The sequence below is a fragment of the Sphingobacterium yanglingense genome (genome assembly GCF_004363245.1).
In the GTDB taxonomy this organism is placed as follows: Bacteria; Bacteroidota; Bacteroidia; order Sphingobacteriales; family Sphingobacteriaceae; genus Sphingobacterium; species Sphingobacterium yanglingense.
In genome coordinates this window covers 85,790-105,736 of the sequence record NZ_SNYV01000017.1, presented here as the reverse complement: position 1 = coordinate 105,736, position 19,947 = coordinate 85,790, and the positions used below count along the sequence as shown (strand labels likewise).

General features: G+C 41.3%; 20 protein-coding genes. 11 read left to right on the top strand and 9 right to left on the bottom strand.

Annotated features, from left to right (window positions below):
* The first annotated feature begins 136 nt into the window (after positions 1 to 136).
* The 11 genes from CLV99_RS18575 (at position 137) to CLV99_RS18525 (ending at position 12,334) form a co-directional block, all read left to right on the top strand.
* Positions 137 to 592, top strand: coding sequence for a MarR family winged helix-turn-helix transcriptional regulator (locus tag CLV99_RS18575; protein ID WP_133586012.1), 456 nt, complete (start codon positions 137 to 139; stop codon positions 590 to 592).
* 229 nt (positions 593 to 821) lie between these two features.
* Positions 822 to 3,248: a 3-hydroxyacyl-CoA dehydrogenase/enoyl-CoA hydratase family protein gene (locus CLV99_RS18570; protein ID WP_133586011.1), complete on the top strand. Its 2,427-nt coding sequence runs from the start codon at positions 822 to 824 to the stop codon at positions 3,246 to 3,248.
* 33 nt (positions 3,249 to 3,281) lie between these two features.
* On the top strand, positions 3,282 to 3,641 hold the full coding sequence (locus CLV99_RS18565) for a four helix bundle protein (protein ID WP_133586010.1): 360 nt from the start codon (positions 3,282 to 3,284) through the stop codon (positions 3,639 to 3,641).
* A gap of 25 nt (positions 3,642 to 3,666) precedes the next feature.
* Entirely contained in the window at positions 3,667 to 4,842 is a 1,176-nt protein-coding gene (locus CLV99_RS18560) for an acetyl-CoA C-acyltransferase (protein ID WP_133586009.1), read from the top strand.
* Positions 4,843 to 4,878: 36 nt separating this feature from the next.
* Positions 4,879 to 5,235 carry a four helix bundle protein gene (locus CLV99_RS18555; protein ID WP_133586008.1) on the top strand — a complete coding sequence of 119 codons (357 nt, stop codon included), beginning with the start codon at positions 4,879 to 4,881 and terminating at the stop codon, positions 5,233 to 5,235.
* Positions 5,236 to 5,283: 48 nt separating this feature from the next.
* Complete coding sequence (locus tag CLV99_RS18550) at positions 5,284 to 7,068, top strand: acyl-CoA dehydrogenase family protein (protein ID WP_133586007.1); 1,785 nt, start codon at positions 5,284 to 5,286, stop codon at positions 7,066 to 7,068.
* A 135-nt stretch (positions 7,069 to 7,203) separates the two neighbouring features.
* On the top strand, positions 7,204 to 8,637 hold the full coding sequence (locus CLV99_RS18545; RefSeq protein ID WP_133586006.1) for a phytoene desaturase family protein: 1,434 nt from the start codon (positions 7,204 to 7,206) through the stop codon (positions 8,635 to 8,637).
* Positions 8,638 to 8,798: 161 nt separating this feature from the next.
* Positions 8,799 to 9,716, top strand: coding sequence for a TIGR01777 family oxidoreductase (locus CLV99_RS18540; RefSeq protein WP_162850159.1), 918 nt, complete (start codon positions 8,799 to 8,801; stop codon positions 9,714 to 9,716).
* Between the two features lie 3 nt (positions 9,717 to 9,719).
* On the top strand, positions 9,720 to 10,973 hold the full coding sequence (locus CLV99_RS18535; protein WP_133586004.1) for a YeiH family protein: 1,254 nt from the start codon (positions 9,720 to 9,722) through the stop codon (positions 10,971 to 10,973).
* Between the two features lie 172 nt (positions 10,974 to 11,145).
* On the top strand, positions 11,146 to 11,694 hold the full coding sequence (locus CLV99_RS18530) for an RNA polymerase sigma factor (RefSeq protein ID WP_133586003.1): 549 nt from the start codon (positions 11,146 to 11,148) through the stop codon (positions 11,692 to 11,694).
* Positions 11,684 to 12,334 (top strand): hypothetical protein, encoded by a 651-nt coding sequence (locus tag CLV99_RS18525; protein WP_133586002.1) that lies wholly within the window; start codon positions 11,684 to 11,686, stop codon positions 12,332 to 12,334. The genes CLV99_RS18530 and CLV99_RS18525 overlap by 11 nt, the downstream gene beginning before the upstream one ends.
* Positions 12,335 to 12,375: 41 nt before the next feature.
* Here CLV99_RS18525 and CLV99_RS18520 read toward each other — a convergent pair whose 3' ends face one another.
* The 9 genes from CLV99_RS18520 to CLV99_RS18480 form a co-directional block, all read right to left on the bottom strand.
* The gene (locus CLV99_RS18520; protein WP_133586001.1) at positions 12,376 to 12,945 is read right to left on the bottom strand and encodes a nitroreductase family protein; all 570 of its coding nucleotides are present in this window, start codon (positions 12,943 to 12,945) and stop codon (positions 12,376 to 12,378) included.
* 18 nt (positions 12,946 to 12,963) lie between these two features.
* The gene (locus CLV99_RS18515) at positions 12,964 to 13,290 is read right to left on the bottom strand and encodes a carboxypeptidase regulatory-like domain-containing protein (protein WP_133586000.1); all 327 of its coding nucleotides are present in this window, start codon (positions 13,288 to 13,290) and stop codon (positions 12,964 to 12,966) included.
* A 14-nt stretch (positions 13,291 to 13,304) separates the two neighbouring features.
* Positions 13,305 to 14,570 carry a peptidase T gene (pepT, locus tag CLV99_RS18510; RefSeq protein ID WP_133585999.1) on the bottom strand — a complete coding sequence of 422 codons (1,266 nt, stop codon included), beginning with the start codon at positions 14,568 to 14,570 and terminating at the stop codon, positions 13,305 to 13,307.
* Between the two features lie 17 nt (positions 14,571 to 14,587).
* A complete protein-coding gene (locus CLV99_RS18505) occupies positions 14,588 to 15,370 on the bottom strand; it encodes a DUF4197 domain-containing protein (protein WP_133585998.1) in 783 nt (260 codons plus the stop codon).
* 46 nt (positions 15,371 to 15,416) lie between these two features.
* The gene (locus CLV99_RS18500) at positions 15,417 to 16,250 is read right to left on the bottom strand and encodes an endonuclease/exonuclease/phosphatase family protein (protein WP_133585997.1); all 834 of its coding nucleotides are present in this window, start codon (positions 16,248 to 16,250) and stop codon (positions 15,417 to 15,419) included.
* A 189-nt stretch (positions 16,251 to 16,439) separates the two neighbouring features.
* Positions 16,440 to 17,204 (bottom strand): glycerophosphodiester phosphodiesterase, encoded by a 765-nt coding sequence (locus CLV99_RS18495; protein WP_133585996.1) that lies wholly within the window; start codon positions 17,202 to 17,204, stop codon positions 16,440 to 16,442.
* 30 nt (positions 17,205 to 17,234) lie between these two features.
* Complete coding sequence (locus CLV99_RS18490; protein WP_133585995.1) at positions 17,235 to 18,074, bottom strand: phosphodiester glycosidase family protein; 840 nt, start codon at positions 18,072 to 18,074, stop codon at positions 17,235 to 17,237.
* 40 nt (positions 18,075 to 18,114) lie between these two features.
* Positions 18,115 to 18,762 carry an HD domain-containing protein gene (locus CLV99_RS18485; RefSeq protein ID WP_133586238.1) on the bottom strand — a complete coding sequence of 216 codons (648 nt, stop codon included), beginning with the start codon at positions 18,760 to 18,762 and terminating at the stop codon, positions 18,115 to 18,117.
* A 2-nt stretch (positions 18,763 to 18,764) separates the two neighbouring features.
* Complete coding sequence (locus CLV99_RS18480; protein ID WP_133585994.1) at positions 18,765 to 19,928, bottom strand: THUMP domain-containing class I SAM-dependent RNA methyltransferase; 1,164 nt, start codon at positions 19,926 to 19,928, stop codon at positions 18,765 to 18,767.
* Between the last annotated feature and the right edge of the window lie 19 nt (positions 19,929 to 19,947).

Genomic DNA, 19,947 nt, shown 5'->3' with positions numbered 1-19,947 from the left:
GGCAGGATAATTTTTAATGTTTGACCACGTGTTTTTTGATTAAATATTTTAAGGTAAGTATTTGGAATATACAAGTTAAACTATTAGATTTGTTATGCTTGCATAATAAAATGCAGGTAGGTCACAATAATCAACAATGAACCAAGATAATACAATCGACTATTTTTTAAAAGCGGCTTGGCAAACTGTTGCGAACAAATATAATAATATTGCTTCACAACATGGTTTTACACAGGCTGCAGGATATATTTTAATAAATATCCACAAGGAGGGGACTGCTGTTTCCCAGATTGCAAATTCTACAGGTGTAAAAACCACTTCGCTATCTCGGGTGTTAAATAATCTAGAAGGGCTTGGTTTTATATACCGGGAGACGAGTACCACAGATAAGCGATCGGTGAAGGTCTATTTAACCGCTCTTGGCGTGGAAAAACGTAGGGTGGCAAAAAATGTGGTACGGGGTTTTAATGAGTATTTAGAATCGCAACTATCGGAGAAGGAGCGGGTGCAACTGATCAAAATGCTGGCTAAGGTAAATGATTTAGCGAGTGATTATGAACCTGAGCCTATGGTGATGGTGGAGGCAGAATAGTAATGCCGGTCAAATGGCCTCCTTCTAGTGTAGAATACGAACACAACTAAAAATTACTGAGCTAATAAGCTCACCGTAGATAATAACTGTTTGTTATCTAGTAGGTAACTATAAAAAGATAAATTATATACATATGAAATATCCATGTAGCAGAATTGCACAAACATGGATGAATATAGTCTAGATCTGTCAGTTGGCGGATGGTGATTAAACAATAAATAATTTACATATGAATAGAAATATTAAAAAGATAGCCGTACTAGGCTCAGGAGTAATGGGCTCACGTATCGCCTGTCACTTTGCCAATATTGGTGTGGAGGTGCTATTGTTGGATATCGCTCCCAAAGAATTACTTCCTGCAGAAGAGTCCAAAGGACTTACACTCGATCATCCAGCTGTACGTAATCGTATTGTAAATACTTCGCTTGACACGGCCATAAAGTCTAATCCAGCACCTTTATTTAGCAAGTCTTTTGCTAAGCGGATTAGTACTGGCAATTTTGACGACGATATGGCCAAGATTGCTCAGGTCGACTGGATTATCGAAGTGGTGGTCGAACGATTAGATATTAAGAAGTCCGTTTTTGAGAAGGTGGAGCAGTTCCGTAAGGCCGGTACGCTCATAACTTCCAATACCTCGGGTATTCCTATCCATCTAATGACAGAAGGACGATCAGCAGATTTTGTTGCTCATTTTTGTGGGACTCACTTTTTTAATCCACCTCGGTATTTACAGCTGTTAGAGATTATACCTACTCCTCAGACGAAAAAAGAGGTTGTTGATTTCCTTGTTCATTACGGTGACAAAATGTTGGGTAAGACAGTGGTGCTGTGTAAAGACACACCTGCTTTTATTGGGAACCGGATTGGTGTCTACTCGATGTTGGCACTGACCCATCTTGTCGATCAATTGGGGTTAACGGTAGAAGAAGTGGATAAATATACAGGGCCGGCAATGGGGCACCCTAAGTCTGCTACTTTCCGTACTGCAGATGTTGTGGGATTGGATACCTTGGTTAATGTGGCTAATGGTCTGGATCAAAATGCACCCAATGATGAGGCGAAGGGGGTATTTACTTTGCCTGGTTTCATTACCCAGATGGTCAATAACAAGTGGTTGGGAGAAAAGACAAAAAAAGGATTTTATGAAAAGGTAAGAGGGGCCGATGGTGGTTCTGAAATCTTGTCTTTAAATCTTAATACCCTAGAATACGGCCCTCAGTCAAAAGTAAAATCGGCTACCTTGGAAGCGACCAAACAGGTAGAAGATATCCGCAAACGGATGAAGGTATATGAACAAGGGACGGATAAAGCGGGAGAATTATTCCGTGCTATGCATTATCCATTGTTTGAGTATGTTTCGAATAGGGTACCCGAGATTACGGACGATTTTTTCCGTATCGATGATGCCATGCGTGCTGGCTTTGGTTGGGAGATCGGTCCATTTGAAGTATGGGATGCATTGGGTGTACGGGAGACATTAGAGAAGATTAAAAAGGAAGAAAAGCGACTTCCGGGGCAATGTGGTGAAGTGGCACAGTGGGTGCATGATATGTTAGAGGCGGGTTGTGAATCGTTCTATAAAGTAGAGAATGGTGTACGTCATTATTATGATATCAATACTAAATCTTACAAAGTAATCCCTGGGGCTGAAGAGCTGATTGTGCTAGACCACATCCGCGAGGCGAAGACCATATGGAAGAACTCTGGAGTATCTATTATCGATCTTGGCGATGGTATCATCAACTGTGAGTTCCATACGAAGATGAATACCATTGGAGGAGATGTAATACAAGGCATAAATAAGGCTATAGATATCGCTGAGAAAGACTATAGAGGATTGGTTATATCCAATGATGGTAAAAATTTCTCAGCAGGAGCGAATATTGGGATGATTTTCATGATGGCTGTAGAGCAGGATTATGACGAATTGAATATGGCGGTACGTATGTTCCAAAATACCTCGATGCGTATACGCTATTCTGCGATACCTGTTGTGGTAGCGCCTTTCCAATTGGCTTTGGGAGGCGGTTGTGAGTTCTCCATGCATGCGGATTTTGTGCAGTTACATGCAGAGACTTATATGGGATTGGTCGAGTTTGGGGTCGGTGTGATTCCTGGTGGTGGTGGCTCTAAAGAATTTGCCTTACGTGCTTCTGATGAATTTAAAGACGATCAGATTACCCAAAACACATTGAAAGATAAATTCCTTACGATAGGTCAGGCAAAGGTGTCTACATCTGCTGTTGAAGCCTTTGAATTGGGGTATCTGCAGAAAGGTAAGTATGCTATTAGTATGAATCGTGCACGTTTATTGGCTGATGCAAAAGCTAAAGCGATCGAATTGGCTGATGCTGGATATGTACAGCCAGCACCAAGACAGGATATCAAAGTACTGGGTAATCAAGGATTGGGTATTGTCTATGTAGGAGCTTCTTCGATGCGCGCTGGTAACTATATCTCGGATCACGATAAGAAAATCTCTGAAAAGCTGGGATGGGTGATGTGTGGTGGAGATCTTTCAGCACCTACGGAGGTGTCAGAACAATATCTACTCGATCTGGAACGTAAAGCATTTCTGGAACTCTGTGCCGAAAGAAAGACCCTGGAACGGATTCAGCATATGTTGACTAAAGGGAAGGCGTTACGAAATTAGATTAAAAGTATTTAGTACTTAGTATTTAGATGTATGCATCAATATAAGGAATTGAAATTGTGGCAAAAAGCAATCGAATTGGTTTCTGAAATATATAGCCTAACCGATAGCTTCCCTGAAAGGGAACGATTTGGATTGATTAGTCAAATCAATCGTGCCGCGGTATCGATCCCTTCCAACATTGCAGAGGGAGCAGGCCGTAATTCTGATAAAGAGTTCGTTCAATTTCTTGCGATAGCGCATGCGTCTACTTATGAAGTCGAAACACAGTTAATTATATCAAAAAACTTAGGTTATTTATTAGAAAATGATTTAGAAGAGATGTTGGGCAAGATTGTGGAATTACAGAAAATGAATTACGTTTTTCAGCAAAAGTTGAAATCTAAATACTAATATCTAACTACTTAATACTAACAACATGGAAGCATACATTGTAGCAGGATATCGTACCGCAGTAGGTAAGGCCCCTAGGGGTGGTTTTCGTTTTATGCGGGCGGATGATCTAGCCGCCGAAGTGATTAAACACTTGGTTGGTTCGGTTCCTAATTTGAATAAAGAAGAGATTGATGATGTCATCGTAGGTAATGCGATGCCTGAGGCCGAGCAAGGGATGAATATGGGACGCTTTATTTCTCTAATGGGCTTAGATACCGATAAGGTCCCGGGGGTAACGGTCAACCGTTACTGTGCCTCTGGGCTGGATACGATAGCGACGGCGACGGCGAAGATTAAGGCAGGAATGGCAGATGTTATTATAGCTGGAGGAGCAGAGGTGATGTCGGGTATGCCATTTGGTGGATGGAAGATCGTACCAAATCCAAAAGTAGCCAAAGACCATGCAGATTGGTACTGGGGGATGGGATTGACGGCAGAAGCTGTAGCGCAGGAGTATAATGTTTCCCGTGCAGATCAAGATGCTTTTGCGCTGAAATCACACCAAAAGGCTATTGAAGCTATTAAAAATGGCCATCTCAAAGATGGTGTAGTGCCTATTACTATAAAGGAGAACTATGTGAAAGACGGTAAGATGGCGACACGTGAATATGTTGTAGATACCGATGAGGGACCTCGTGCGGACACGACGATAGAAGCATTGGGTAAGCTAAGACCTGTTTTCGCAGCAGACGGGATGGTTACCGCAGGAAACTCATCCCAGACTTCTGATGGAGCTGCATTTGTACTCGTGATGTCCGAACGTAAAATGAAGGAACTCGGGTTAAAGCCTATTGCGAAGTTAATTTCCTATGCAGTTGCGGGTGTTCCTCCGCGTATTATGGGAATCGGTCCTATTGAGGCTATTCCGAAAGCGCTAGCACAAGCAGGGCTGAAAAAAGAAGATATTGATCTTATTGAGCTCAATGAGGCTTTTGCATCGCAATCACTCGCTGTCATTCGTACGCTAGGTCTAGACGAAGAGAAGGTCAATGTAAATGGTGGTGCGATTGCTTTGGGACACCCATTAGGTTGTACCGGTGCGAAGTTGACCGTTCAGGTTCTCAATGAGTTGAAGCGTCGCGGTAAAAAATATGGTATGGTAACGATGTGTGTAGGTACAGGACAAGGTGCGGCTGGCATATTCGAAATGATGGACTAGGAGAAAAGAGCAAGGAATAAAGAACAAAGAGAAGAGATGCATAATTTTAGGAATTTAGAGATTTGGAAGGATGCAATGGGCTTGGCGCAAATTATTTTGGAAGAGACTAAATTGTTCCCCGCTGAGGAAAAGTTTAGTTTAACGAGTCAGCTGCGACGTTGTGCGATTTCGGTCCCGTCAAATATTGCAGAAGGATCTTCTCGTAGTTCAACTAAGGAGTTTGCTCACTTTTTGAAAATATCTTTAGGATCTTGTTTCGAAATTGAGACGCAAATAATTCTCGCAGGTAGATGCGGATATATTTCATCGGACAACAGTGTTAAAATAATTGAGAAGGTAGTTACACTTCAAAAAAGAATAACAACATTTTTAAAAACCATTGAAGCAAAGTAAAAGAGAACTAAAAGAGTCTTTATTCTTTGCTCCTTAATCTTACATAAAATGACAAATAAAATAGCAATCAAAGGTGGTGAGTTTGTAATCAAGGAAACACGCTATAACGAAGTTTTTATTCCAGAAGAATTTGACGAAGAAGCGAAAATGATTCGCCAGACCTGTCTTGATTTTTTGGATACTGAAGTCCTGAATAAATTAGATAGAATCGACGCTCAGGAAGAGGGTTTAATGCAGAATCTGATGGATAAGGCCGGTGAGCTCGGAATGCTAGGTGTATCAATCCCCGAAGAGTATGGCGGTTTTGGTAAAAACTTCAATACCTCTATGTTGGTAGCTGATGCGGTAGGCGGAGGGTTCTCTTTTGCTGTTGCACTATCTGCCCATACTGGAATCGGTACACTTCCTATTTTATATTATGGTAATGCAGAACAGAAAGCCAAATATGTACCAAAATTGGCGACGGGTGAATGGAAGGCTGCGTACTGTCTGACTGAACCAAATTCGGGGTCAGATGCTAATTCAGGTCGTACTTCAGCAAAGTTGAATCCAGAGGGGACACATTATTTAATTAATGGACAGAAGATGTGGATCACCAATGGAGGATTTGCCGATATCTATATTGTATTTGCTAAGATTGGAGAAGATAAAAACTTGACAGCATTTATCGTAGAGAAAGATTTCGGTGGCATTACGATGAATCCCGAGGAACATAAATTAGGAATAAAAGGATCGTCTACACGGCAGATCTTCTTCAACGACTGTGCTGTGCCTGTAGAGAATATGCTTTCTGAACGGGAAAACGGATTTAAGATTGCTGTTAACATATTGAATATCGGACGTATCAAGTTGGGAGCAGCGACTATTGGTTCGGCACGTGCTGTTATCTCTACTGCTATCAATTATGCTAACGAACGGGTACAGTTCAACCTACCGATATCAAAATTTGGTGCCATACGCTATAAGTTGGCTGAATCGGCGATTCGTCTTTTTGCAACGGAATCGGCAGCCTACCGCGCAGGTCAAAATATTGACGACGCTTATGATGCGCTGGTCGCAGGAGGGATGGAAGATGCAAAAGCTAAACTGAAATCGGTGGAGCAGTTTGCAATCGAATGTGCGATTATAAAAGTGTGGTGTTCCGAGATGTTAGATTATGTGGTCGATGAGGGCGTGCAGATCTACGGTGGAATGGGCTATTCTGCTGAAGCTCCGATGGAGCGAGCTTATCGCGACTCGCGTATCAACCGTATTTTTGAAGGAACGAATGAAGTAAACCGTCTATTGGTCGTGGATATGCTCTTGAAGCGTGCCATGAAGGGAGAGTTGGATTTGATGGGGCCTGCACAAGCGGTAGTTGGTGAGTTGATGGCTATCCCTGATTTTGGAGAGGAAGATACCACACCTTTTGCAGCAGAGAAGAAAATTATCGCCAATCTAAAAAAGGCAGGATTGCTAGTCGCGGGTGCAGCGGTTCAGAAGTTGATGATGTCTTTGTCTAAGGAACAGGAAATCCTGATGAATATAGCTGATATTATCGGTTACGTATATGTTGCTGAATCTGTGTTGTTGAGGGCAGAAAAGTTGTACCATAGTCAAGGTGAAGAAGCTACAAGTCTACAGACCGATATGGCACGGGTATACCTGTACTCGGCTATAGACAAGGTGAATGTAGCTGCAAAAGAAGCGTTATATTCTTTTGGAGAAGGAGATGAACTGAATATGATGTTGGTAGGTCTGCGTCGATTTACAAAAGCACAACCTTTCAATGTAAAAGATGCTCGTCAACGTATTGCCCGTAAATTGATTGAAGAGAATAAATATTGCTTTTAATTAAGGTCCTATGTTATAGATAGGAAGAGCCTGTACGGATTGTACAGGCTCTTCTTTTGTTTAAGGAAAGGGACGGGGGACACTTTAATTTTAAAACTGCCTTGTTTTTGATTACATTTAATAAAAACGACCAAATTGAAAAAATACGATGCAGTTATAGTTGGATCTGGACCGAATGGCTTTGCTGCGGCGATTACGTTGCAACAGCAAGGTCTATCTACCTTGTTGTTGGAAGGTAGGGATACGGTAGGGGGGGGGATGCGTACCAAAGAACTTACTATGGTAGGCTATAGACACGACCTATGTTCGGCAATACACCCTATGGCCATGGCGTCTCCATTTTTACGTTCTTTACCTTTGGCAGACTATGGATTGAAGTTTGTTCATGCTCCTTATGCCGCAGCTCATCCTTTGGAAAGCGGTGAAGTCGGACTCTTATGTCAGAGTGTCGAACGGACTGCGGCCTATCTGGGCGTGGATGAAAAAAAATATAAAGATCTCATTGCTCCTGTAACAGAGCAGTGGGAGACATTAGCGCTCGATATCATGGGACCTCTTCGTTTTCCAAAACGTCCGTTTCAGATGATGGGATTTGGCTTGGATGCGCTTTTACCAGCAGATTGGTTAGTGCATAGCTTCAAGACGGAAAAGGCGAGAGCCTTGTTTGGAGGGATGGCAGCACATGGGATACAACCTCTGTCCAATTGGGGAACATCCGCAATCGGAATGGTGCTGATGGCAGTGGGAAATAAGTATGGCTGGCCTATTCCGGTGGGAGGGTCACAATCTATTGCAGATGCTTTGCAAACTTATTACCTTTCACTAGGGGGGCAGGTGCAGTGCGACTTTTGGGTGGAGGATATTCGGGAACTCCCACCGCATGGTATGTTACTATTAGATCTTACGCCTCGGCAACTTTTGACATTGAAAGGGATAGAATGGAAAGCGAGCTATCGAAAGCAACTTGAACGCTACAAACAGGGGATGGGAGTATTTAAGGTAGACTGGGCTTTATCCGACCCTACACCATTTAGGGATAAACGATGCAATCAGGCCGCTACGGTGCACTTGGGGAATACCTATGAGCAGATAGCCTATTACGAAAAAATGACACAGCAAGGAAAAGTGATAGCCGACCCTTTTGTTTTGTTTGCACAGCAGAGTTCTTTTGATCAGACGAGAGCACCGGAAGGAAAACATACCGGCTGGGCGTATTGTCATGTGCCGAATGGTTTGGATGTGGACCGAACGGAAGCTATAGAAGCACAGGTAGAGCGATTTGCACCGGGATTCAAGGATACAATTATAGGAAGGTCTACGATGAATGCTGTGGAAATGGAAAGCTATAACCCCAATTATGTGGGAGGGGATATCAATGGAGGCTTGATGGATATCAGGCAGTTGTATACGAGACCTGTACGTTCATTGACCCCTTATCGCACGTCAAATCCAGCAGTCTATATCTGTTCGTCATCTACGCCTCCTGGTGGTGGTGTGCATGGGATGTGTGGCTATGCAGCAGCAAAAGTTGCGCTAAAGGATCATCATGATATTGATGTGATGCTGTGAGGCCCTGCCGAAAATTGGGGGGATAGTCCAAGGAAAAATCTCGAGAATTGTTAAAAAATAGAAGAGATTAAAAAGAAGAAATACGTTTGTTTAGTTATGGGATACAAACAGTGGTGAGTCTGTCATAGAGCGGATGATAAATGAAAGAAAATCATATGTGTATGAAAAAGGTTATACTAGCAGGAGGTAGTGGGTATCTCGGTCAACTGTTGGCCAAGATGCTGTTGGCTTTGGGGATAGAAGTCGTGGTTCTTTCACGAAGTAAATCGGAGGAGAGCCTAAAAGAAGTCAACTATGTTTATTGGGATGGAGAGACTCTAGGCAATTGGGTGGACGAATTGGAGGGAGCGGATTCCTTAATTAATCTTTGCGGAAAAAGTATACAATGCCGATTTACGGAAAAGAATAAGAAAGCGTTGACTGAATCACGGGTGGTCCCGACCAAGCTCCTAGGAAAAGCTGTCCAATCCTTAAAGAATCCACCTCGGTTGTGGATTAACTTTTCAGGAATTTCAATCTTTGGCGGAAAGAAGGGATTACATGCTGAGGATAGTATCGATTATGGAATAGATTTTTTGAGTGTTTTGGCTCAGGAATGGGAAGAGGCAATGGACAGTATATCATTACAGCAGACGAAGAAAGTGATATTACGTATCAGCCCGGTTTTAGGTGTGCACTCAGGGATGTTTGCGGAGTTGCACCCCCTAGTGAAAATGGGAATGGGAGGGCAAGTGGGTAATGGAAAGCAAATGGTAAGCTGGATCCATGAGCACGATTTTATGCAAATGGTAAAGTGGATTGTCGAACTGGAGAACCCTGCACCCCTTTATCATGCATGTAGTCCAGAGACAGTAAGCAACGCAACGTTTATGGAGGTCTTTCGAAAAGAAGCTAAAGTTTCCTTTGGGATACCACTTCCTGTTCCGATAGCTTATATTGGTTCTTTTTTGAAAGGAGTTGACGTAAGCTTATTGTTGCAAACGGTGCCTGCCACAACAAAAAAAACGATAGAAGATGGTTTTAAATTCAAATATAGCTATCTTCACAGCGCTTTGGCTCAACTGATAAAATCAACATAAATTATGTCATCAAAAACATTTTCCTTCACAGAAGATTGGGTAGTCGTTATATTAGGTCTTGCCGTCATATTTTTAGCCTTGTCTGGTGTTATTGTTCCCGTACCTAGTTTTGGCTGGAATGATTTTAGCGAGTTAGGAAGTAAGGTCTTTTCCACGACCAACCTGTTTGCTATTTTATGCCAATTTATCTTAGTCTATGGAGTGGGCATAGTGGGCGCTTTTTTGTTAAAGAAAAATGTCAAAGCTTTATTGGTTGTATTCCCTATTGTGTATTTACTGACAATAGTAGCAGTCGTCCTAGCGGGAAATACTGTTGTAAAGGATTATAATTTAGAGGCTGTTATCTTTAGTTTAGGGATAGGTCTCACGATAAGTAATTTCTTTGTCCTACCCGATTGGTTTAAGAATGCATTGAGTACGGAGCTCTATGTCAAAATAGGCCTTATTTTACTCGGATCTACGGTGATATTTGGCGATATACTGAAGGCAGGATCTTTAGGGCTGATCCAGGCACTCGTTGTGGTTATCTCGGTTTGGTACTTTGCTTTCTGGGTCTGTAAGAAATTAAAAATTGATAAGGAAATGTCGCTGATGCTCTCCAGTGCGGTGTCTATCTGTGGGGTGTCTGCTGCAATCGCGACGTCGGGGGCTATAAAAGGGGACAATAAGAAGCTATCGTATGTGATTTCGTTGGTTCTTATTACCGCAATACCGATGATGATATTCATGCCTTATCTTGCCGATAAGATGGGGCTTTCCCAGGAGGTTACTGGCGCTTGGTTAGGAGGTTCTATAGATACTTCTGGCGCGGTAGCCGCATCAGGAACACTTGTAGGCGAGAAAGCATTGGAAATAAGTACAATCGTAAAATTCTCGCAAAATGTGTTATTAGGAATTGCTGCTTTTTTTATCAGTATTTATTGGACTTATTCCAACTCTGTCGATGAGGAAACTAAACGTGACAAGCCAACACTAAAATTGATATGGGAGCGCTTTCCAAAGTTTGTTATAGGCTTTGTTTTTGTTTCTCTTCTTTTTTCCTTTGTGGTGCCCAGTGAGACCCACGAGCTCGTAAAGGATAGTCTTAAAAGTTTACAAGGTCTTTGGTTTGCTTTGGCATTTACTTCGATAGGTTTGGAGACCAATTTTAAAGATTTGTTTAAACAGGACAATAAGAAGCCTCTTTATGCATTCCTTATTGCTCAAACATTTAATGTTATTGTAACCTTGATCATTGCATTTTTGTTGTTCAGATAAGTACTTCTTTGTTCTGAAAGTGTTCGTATATGAATACTTTTTGAGAAATTAATGGACTATAGTTGGTTTGGGCTGGCGCTGTCCGAATGGCGAAAAGCTATTTTGAGGAAAGTGTATTTTATTTATGGAATTATGTATCTTAATACATCTTTAATATAGAAAGAAGGACTGGATGAATGAAAAGGAGTTACTTGAGGAGTACAAGATAACCGGAAACTTAGATGTTCTGGGGAGGCTCTATGCGCCCTATATGTCGCTTCTTTACGGTGTGTGCTTCAAATACCTGCAGGACGCCGATCGGAGTCAGGATGCGGTTATGCATATTTTTGAGGAACTAGTGAATAAGCTGAGGTTGCATGCCGTTGATAATTTTAAAAGTTGGTTACACGTTTACACTAAGAATTATTGTCTGATGCAGCTGAGGAAGGATAAGCGGGCTGTGCATTTAGATATTGAGGATAATCTTTTGGAAAGTGAGCAGAAACTGGTGCGGGATGATGGTTTTAAATGGGATGAAGAGGATTTTGAAAAATTGGACTCCTGTTTGGAAAAACTGAATATGGAACAGGGAGAATGTGTGCGCTTGTTTTATTTAGAACAAATGTGTTATAAAGATATCGCTGAGCGTACAGGATATGATTTGAATAAGGTTAAGAGTGCGATTCAAAATGGAAAGCGTAACTTAAAAATCTGTATGGAAAGTAAAGGAAATGGAAAATAATTATCAATTATCGCGAATTCATAACTACGTCAATGGTTTAATGAACCGTGAGGAAATGCATGCGCTAGAGCGAGAAGCTTTAGAAGATCCATTTCTGCAGGATGCTATTGATGGTTATGGGCTGCAAGAGGGTGTCGATGTCAAGCAGTTAAGTTTGTTGCAACAGCGGTTGGCAACCCGTATAGCAGAACAATCAATCGGTAAAAGTAAGCGATTCTATGGCTGGCAACGTCTAGCGATAGGAGCGACTGCTGCGGTGATGTTTGTTACGATCTGTACACTTTTGTTGTTGCGGTATCTGCCACAACAGAAATCGAAGTTGACAGAAGTTGAACTTATGCAGGATCAGGTGTTTTCGATAGCAGTAGCCAATACAGGACAGTTTGATGGAGAACCAGTGATTGGATGGGCAAAATATGAACTTTACCTCACACATGATTATACAGGGAAGGGGCACAAGGAAGGAGAGGTATTGGTTCGTTTCAAAGTAGATGAACAAGGGAAACCATTCCAGCTATCTATTAATGGAAAAGAAGATCTAACAGAATATACGGAGCTGGTAAAGCTGTTGGAGGATGGTCCAAAATGGAGAGGACATGAGGTGGAGGTGCGTATTGATCTTCATCAGTTGAAGATGTAAATAAAAAAGAGCAAAGACATTCAATCTTTGCTCTTTTTTTATTATTCTTCCCAACGAATTTTGTCTTCAATGGGGGTTCTTACTGGCTCACGAGCATCAGCGTTATGATGTCCTAAATAAAAGATACCAATACATTTTTGGTTCTCTTCAAGATTTAAGAAGCCCCCCAGGTGATTGATTAATCCTGGCGTCGCCCAATATCCACCGATATTCAGCGAATGCGCAGCTAGCCATAGATTTTCTACCGAACATGCTGTTGCAGCCAGCTCTTCCCACTCTGGAACATCTCCCGTGTAGTTTACAACAATAGCGATCGCGACATTGGACATGGTTGCCTTTTTCGCCATATTCTGTTCTGTTACCTCGGTGTATTTCTCAGCAGGAGTGATAGATTTGTAGATACGCGCGAGCTCTGTGCCTAGACGCTCTAGTCCTTCTTTGCGAAAGATTACATATCGCCAAGGTTGCGTGCGCTTGTGTGTTGGGGCTGCATTAGCAGCCTCCAATATGGTCAAAATGTCTTCTCTACTTACTTCTTCCGTTGTAAAGCTGTTTTGGTTTACTGTTCTTCTAAAGTGGATTGCATCTAAGACATTATTTGCTTTCTTCATGATATGATGAGTTAATCGTTATAAACGAGATGATTTGGAGTTCTGTATTTTCTCTAATTGTATGTCGAGTTCAGTATCGTCTACTATTTCGATGATTACAGTTTTAGAGGCATAACCAGGAGCAGAGAATTTAATTACTTGCTTACCTTCCTGTATTACAGTATGGTATATCCCGCTGTCGTTGGTTTGAACGGTCTCACCCTTACCTTTTATAGTGACTGTTATATTTTTGATAGACTTATTGTTTTCGTCGGTGACTTTTCCTTTAAGTTCGACTGACTCTTGTGCAAATACACTACTTATTAAACAAACAAGAAAAGCTATTACAACTGTTATTTTCTTCATAATCTAATATCGTGTTAGTTCGATTTTTCTTCCCAAAGTGCAGCGATATGCAAAATTGTTTTCACTGCTTTCTCCATATCCTGTACACTCACCCATTCCATTTTTCCGTGGAATGCATGACCTCCAGCAAACACATTGGGACAAGGTAAGCCCATAAAAGATAGTCTTGAACCATCGGTACCACCACGGATGCTACGTTTCTCAGCTTTCATACCTGCTCGTTCAATTGCTTCTAAACCAATCTCCATGATTTGAGGGTATTGGTCAAGCACCTCTTTCATGTTTCGGTATTGCTCTTTAGTCTCAAAAGTGTATGTACAGCCTGGGTATGTAGCGGTAATCTCCTTGACAAGTGCTTCTAGTTCATTTTCATGTTGTTGAAGGTTGTTGGTCGCGTGGTCCCTGACAATAAAATCTATGGTAGCTTTTTCGACTGTCCCTGAGATGTTTGTCGGGTGTACGAATCCTTGTTTGCCTGATGTACTCTCTGGAGATAAGCGATCAGTAGGAAGAGATTCTACAATCTTTGCAGCGATCTTTATCGCGCTTTGCATTTTGTTTTTGGCAAAGCCCGGGTGTACAGATACACCGTGTATGGTGACTTTTGCTGCGTCGGCAGAGAATGTTTCATCTTCAATCGTACCCGCTTTTTCACCATCCATAGTATATGCAAATTGTGCACCGAGGTGTTCTAAGTTGACAAAATCAACACCACGACCTATCTCCTCATCTGGTGTGAAAAGAATTTTGATATCTCCATGTTTAATCTGTGGGTTGTTGATTAATAGTCTCGCAGCCTCCATGATTTCAGCAACACCAGCTTTATCATCTGCCCCTAAAAGGGTCGTGCCCGATGCGGTGATGATGTCATTTCCAATTTGTTCGGCTAGATCCTTATGTTCTGTAAATCTGATAACAACACTGCTGTCATCCGGAAGAACAAGATCCTGCCCTTGGTAATTCGTGTGGATGATGGGCTTTACATCTTTTCCTGAGCAGTCCGGAGAAGTGTCTACGTGTGAACAAAAACAGATTACTGGAACTTGTTTGTTTGTATTGGACGGAATTGTCCCGTAAACATAACCATTTTGGTCTAATTGAGCGTCTTTTACACCTATCGCTAAAAGTTCTTCAACGAGTAGCTTGCTTAAGTTGAGCTGTTTCGCAGTAGACGGAAAAGTTGCCGAGCTAGCGTCCGATTGTGTGTCGATCTGTACGTAACGGATAAAGTGGTCTGCAACTTTGAAGTCTTTTATTGTATTGATATTTGAATGATCCATGTTTTATTGTTTATTATCTATTTCTGTTTATCTACCCAGCCAAAGACATCATTTAAAATGTTTGAGTTTCTAGCTCCACCCAAGTTCTGTCTGATTTTGAGTTCTTCTGTAGCGACTTGTACAAAGAGCCCTTCTATCGCTTTTCCCGTCACATAAGCGTTTAAATCAGTGTCTACTTTGTTGCCAGCGAGAGGGAGGTTATTATATGCCGAGGTGAGTTGTGTCCAGTAGCCACTAACATTGTTTTTGCCTAAGGCGGATTCAACAATGGGGCTGAATTTTGAGCTTAGGGCAGCAGAAGTGGTACGCTTGAAAAAAGAAGTAGCAGCGTCCTGCTCTGAACCCAATAGGATATTGAATGCATCCGTTACCGTCATCTGGGATAAAGCACTCACGAATACTGGAGCGGCTTCTTTGACCGCCGATTCGGCAGCTCTATTTAAACTCATGACGAATTTATCACAGAGGCTTCCCATTCCTATGGAGCGTAACGTTTTTTCTATTTGTTGCGCTTCTTTAGGCATTAATATCTTTACTGCTGCATTTCCCAAAAAACCGTCTTTGACTGATAATGTGTTGATGCTATTAGTGAGTCCGTTACTTAATGCTTGTTTAATTCCGGTAATCGCTTCTGTCTGCGTAATCGTATTTCCTGCATTCTTTGAAGAAGTAGTTTTGGATTTGGAACCTAGTTTGCTTGCTAGGGAAGATAGCGGACGTTTGGTCTGCCCGATAGCTTCTATCCCACAAAAGAGAGGGATAGAAACCAAGCTTATCGCCAGTATATTTGTCGTTTTCATGTACATCTTATTGAGATGCAAAAATACGAAAGTATATGCTAGAAACCTACCATTTCAGAACGCTAAGTATAGGGAAGTGATCTGAGGGAAACTTGTTCATATATGTATCAGTAAGTACCCCGTATTTTAATACCTTGAAAGGTTTAGTGATGAAAATATGATCGATTCTACCTGTTTCTTTTATACTTTTTCCCCATCCATTAAATGTAGAGTTAGGAGTGTACTTTATCGGAGCCAGTGTATAGGTGTCTTGAACTATTCCACTTTCGGCAAGTGTGAAGTAGGCCTCATTTTTTTCATCTACATTGAAATCACCGGTCAGAATAAGAGGAAGATCTTTGGCAAATTCTTTCGCTTTTGCTAAAATCTGTTTCGCACTTTCTCGTCTGGCCTCAACGCCAACATGGTCAAAATGAGTATTCATGAAAATGAATTTTTTACCATTTTTTTTATCTTGAAAAATACCCCATGTGCATATTCTCGGCAGGGCCGCATCCCAACCTTTGTTTGGCCTCTCCGTATCGGTGCCGGACAACCAAAATGTGCCGTTTTTCAACATTTTAAACCGGTTGTTGTTATAGAAAATTGCAGAATGCTCTCCCTTTTCCGCCCCATCGTCACGCCCCACTCCGATATAGGAATAATCAACTAGTCGATCTTTCATATCTTTAACCTGTTCAATAAAGCCTTCCTGTATGCCAAAGATGTCGAATTCGTGGAATAGGATGAGGTTACAAAGAGGGTTTCTGCGGTCATCCCAAAGATTGCCCACATCCTTATCTGTCTTTAACCGGATATTAAAACTTGCAGTACGAATTTCCTGTGCAATCCCCTGACACAGAAAACCTATAAGGAAAAGGAATACTATTGCTTTTTTCATATGTAAATGATTATTTCATGATCCGCCAACTGGCGGACCGGTTTGTCTTTTTAATCGCCATTAACTAGTCCTGACTTGTCGGGATGGAATATCCAAACTGTATTATGCCGATTTCTTATTTCAAATGGCAGGCATGCTGCTTCGCGGTCATTCGTATTTGTGCAGTCAGTGCTACATGGATATTTTATGTTATTTTTGGGTTAAGACAGTGTGTAATAATTCGGGTTCGTCTGTAGTGATGTAATTGATCTTTTGCTGCATGAAATACAGCATATCTTCTTGCTTATTCACAGTCCAAACATTGGTGTTCAATTTCTTATTGTGAGCATCCTCAATCCAGGTAGGGTTTGCTTTTAATGCATTAATATTATAATCGAAGCCAGATAGTTTTGCTTCTTTTAGTGCTGTTGGATTTTTATCCCCATTTAAATAGTGGATTTTTATTTTTTTATCTAGGCTACGTAGTTTTAGGCAGGCGTCCCAGCTAAAAGCAATAATCTCGACCATTTTATTCGCATGTAGCTTGTTCATCAGTGCTAAAGACAGTTCGGCAGATTTTAAGGTTTCTTCTACACCAAGACGATTGGTTTTGAGCTCATAGATTAATTTTGTTTTTTTCTGCTTTAAACCTTCTTTGAGGTACTCTTCTGCAGTTGGTATTTTTTCACCGTTAGGGTGTTTTTTTGCTAAAAGCTCTTCGTAAGTAGAAGTCGCGATGTCTATGCCGTAAAAATCATTGTCATGATTTACGACCAGTATACCGTCTTTGGTCATGTGCACATCAAACTCGCTGCCCCATACCCCCTGTTTGATGGCTTCTTGTAATGCTGCAATACTGTTTTGAGGTGCGTGCGTGTTTTTCCATGCACCACGATGTGCTATGATTTTAGTTTCTTGTGCTCCTGCAGTGTGTAAGATGAATAAAGCAAGAAATAAAGTTGCTAGTTGTTTCATTGTAATAGCGTTTTATAATTTTTGGTTGATTTAGTTCAATAAATAAATGATGTTTGCAACGGCACGTTCTCCCAAATGATCAAACTGTTTATTGTCGCTAGGATAATTGACAACTCCTTGTTCTGTTTGTCCCTTTATGTACATGGTCGTGCTACCTCCCCCATCTAGATTCATCGCATCCTGACACCCATACCAGCGGAATATTTTCGCCAATTCGGTCAAGCTAAGGCCTTGGGAATTAGCATTTCGACCATCGACTGTAAAGAGGATAAGATTATTCCCTTTGATAGCGATGGCGGTCCTTGGATGTCTGTTGTCGTTAAATGCATTTTTAGAAAGAATTGCTTCCTGACCATTTTTTAAAAGGAAAGGACCAGACAAGAGTATGTTGGGGAACGACGAAACCTGTGTAGAGTCGCTGCTGATCAGTACGTTTTTTGAATCAAATGCAAGATAAGCATTAGCTCTAGAGGAATGGTTTGCTGTTGTGTTGACGATTTGTCGGTCTACTTTTATAAAATCTACCGCACCGCCATCTTTCATGTTGAAGAAACCACCGTTAATAGCTACAATCGCATTGTGCGATTTAGCTAATACCGAAGTTTTTTCGAGACCATGGGAGAGGGCTGCCAAACGCAGTGCTTTTCCGTGTTTTTTTAGATTTATTTCTATGATATTGATCTCTTGCCGGCTATCAAATAGACCTGTGATATTAGCTTGTTTCCAAGAGATTCCCCTTTTTAGGGTATTTGTTTTCCAAACGGTTGTAGTAAATGTGATTGAATCCTGACTTTGAGCGTAAACGCTGGTACAGAGAGTCGTTAATATCAAAAATGAAGCAAAGAAAAAGGCAGTATGTTTAGATTTCATACTGCCTAAATTAAGAATCTTTTATTAATTAACGGTTAACTTACTTTAAACCATTCCATTCGTCGTAGAATTGTTGCAAAAAGCTTTCCATGTATTGATGTCTTTCCTGCGCTATTTTTTTTGCCGTAGCAGTATTCATTTTATCTTTTAATAAAAGTAGCTTTTCATAAAAATGATTTATCGTAGGAGCAGTCGTATTTTTATAGGACTCTTTGTCCATCTCTAACTGAATAGGAATGTGGGGATTGTAGATTTCTCTATTCTTAAAACCTCCGTATGTAAATGCACGGGTTATTCCTATAGCGCCTATAGCATCTAGTCGATCAGCATCTTGCACTACTTCCAATTCTTTGGAGTGAAAATCTACAGTTCCTAACGAGGCCTTGAACGACATGTTGAGAATGATTTTCTGTACATGTTCTATAATTTCTGGAGCTACCGCGATGGAAGCTAAAAATTCTCCCGCGATTCGAGGCCCTATTTGTTCGTCTCCATTATTGAACTTACTATCAGCTATATCATGGAGTAAAGCCGTCAATTCACAGACCAAGCGATCTGCCTGCTCTGTTTCCAGGATCAATTTGGTATTGTTCCACACACGTTGTATGTGCCACCAGTCGTGCCCTGCTTCAGCATCCTTAAGGGTTTCCTGAACAAAAATGACCGTTTTATCGATTATCTCCTGCATCATTAATTCTCTCTGGAGCCGTCGTAAAGTTCGTATTGTAACAGCCTACAATCCAATTTTCCATTGAAGAATTCAAAACGTCTGGAGGCTTTAAGACCAATTTTCTTGGCGAGATCAGGGTTGCCAGTAAATACATAGCCCCGATAACCTTTACATTCTTGTTTCATGAAGTCGCCCATTCTTTTATAGGTGACCTCTAGTTTGCTATGTGTACCCAGGCGCTCGCCATACTCTGGGTTGAACATGATTACTCCAGGTGTGGCAGGGACTGTTGTGTCTGCGAAATCACAAACTTGAAAATCTATGAGGTGTTCTACTCCAGCGGTTTTCGCATTAATTTTTGCAATTTCAATGGCTTGTTCAGAAATGTCAGAAGCGATAATAGGAGGTACGTTCGACTTATCGGTTTTTTCTTTTAATAGTTTCCGTTCGTTAAAGAAAACATTTTCATCGTAACCTATCACGTGCATGAACGCATAGTTCATACGTAGTAATCCGGGTGCTCGGTGTTGAGCTATCAAGGCCGCTTCTATAGCTAGCGTGCCGGAACCGCACATTGGGTTTATAAATGGTGTCTTCCCATCCCATTTGGTTGCCAGTATCGTGGATGCAGCTAAAGCTTCAAGCATAGGAGCTTTTCCAGGATGCTTTCTGTAACCGTGTTTGGCCAGGGTCTCTCCAGAGCTGTCTATAAATATCTCCGCGCGATCTTCCATCCAGTGTAAATGAATCACGATTTTAGAAAGTTCTGGACCGGAGTTGGGGCGAACCCCTTTTTTGTCTTTTATACGATCGACAATTGCATCTTTCACTTTTACGTTAGCAAATAGTGGAGTAGTAATCGTCTCGTTGTGTACATTGGAGGTGACAGAAAAATAACCATCAAAAGGAATGATGTTTTCCCACTCCAGTTTAATTAGATTATCATATAGCTCTTTAGGGTCTTTTGCTCGAAAAGAGGCCAGTTCATATAAGACCTGACTTGCGGTTTGTAGATTCAAATTTAATTTGATACACTCGTTTAGAGATGCGAATAGCTCTAATCCAGTATTAAATAAACGTTTGATGTCGAAGCCTAGAGCTAGTACTTCTTCTTGCAAGTAAGGTGATAGTCTTTTATTGCATGTTATAATCACCTTTTTCTGGGTGTTGAAAACTTCCTTCATATTTATGCAAAGTTAGTTA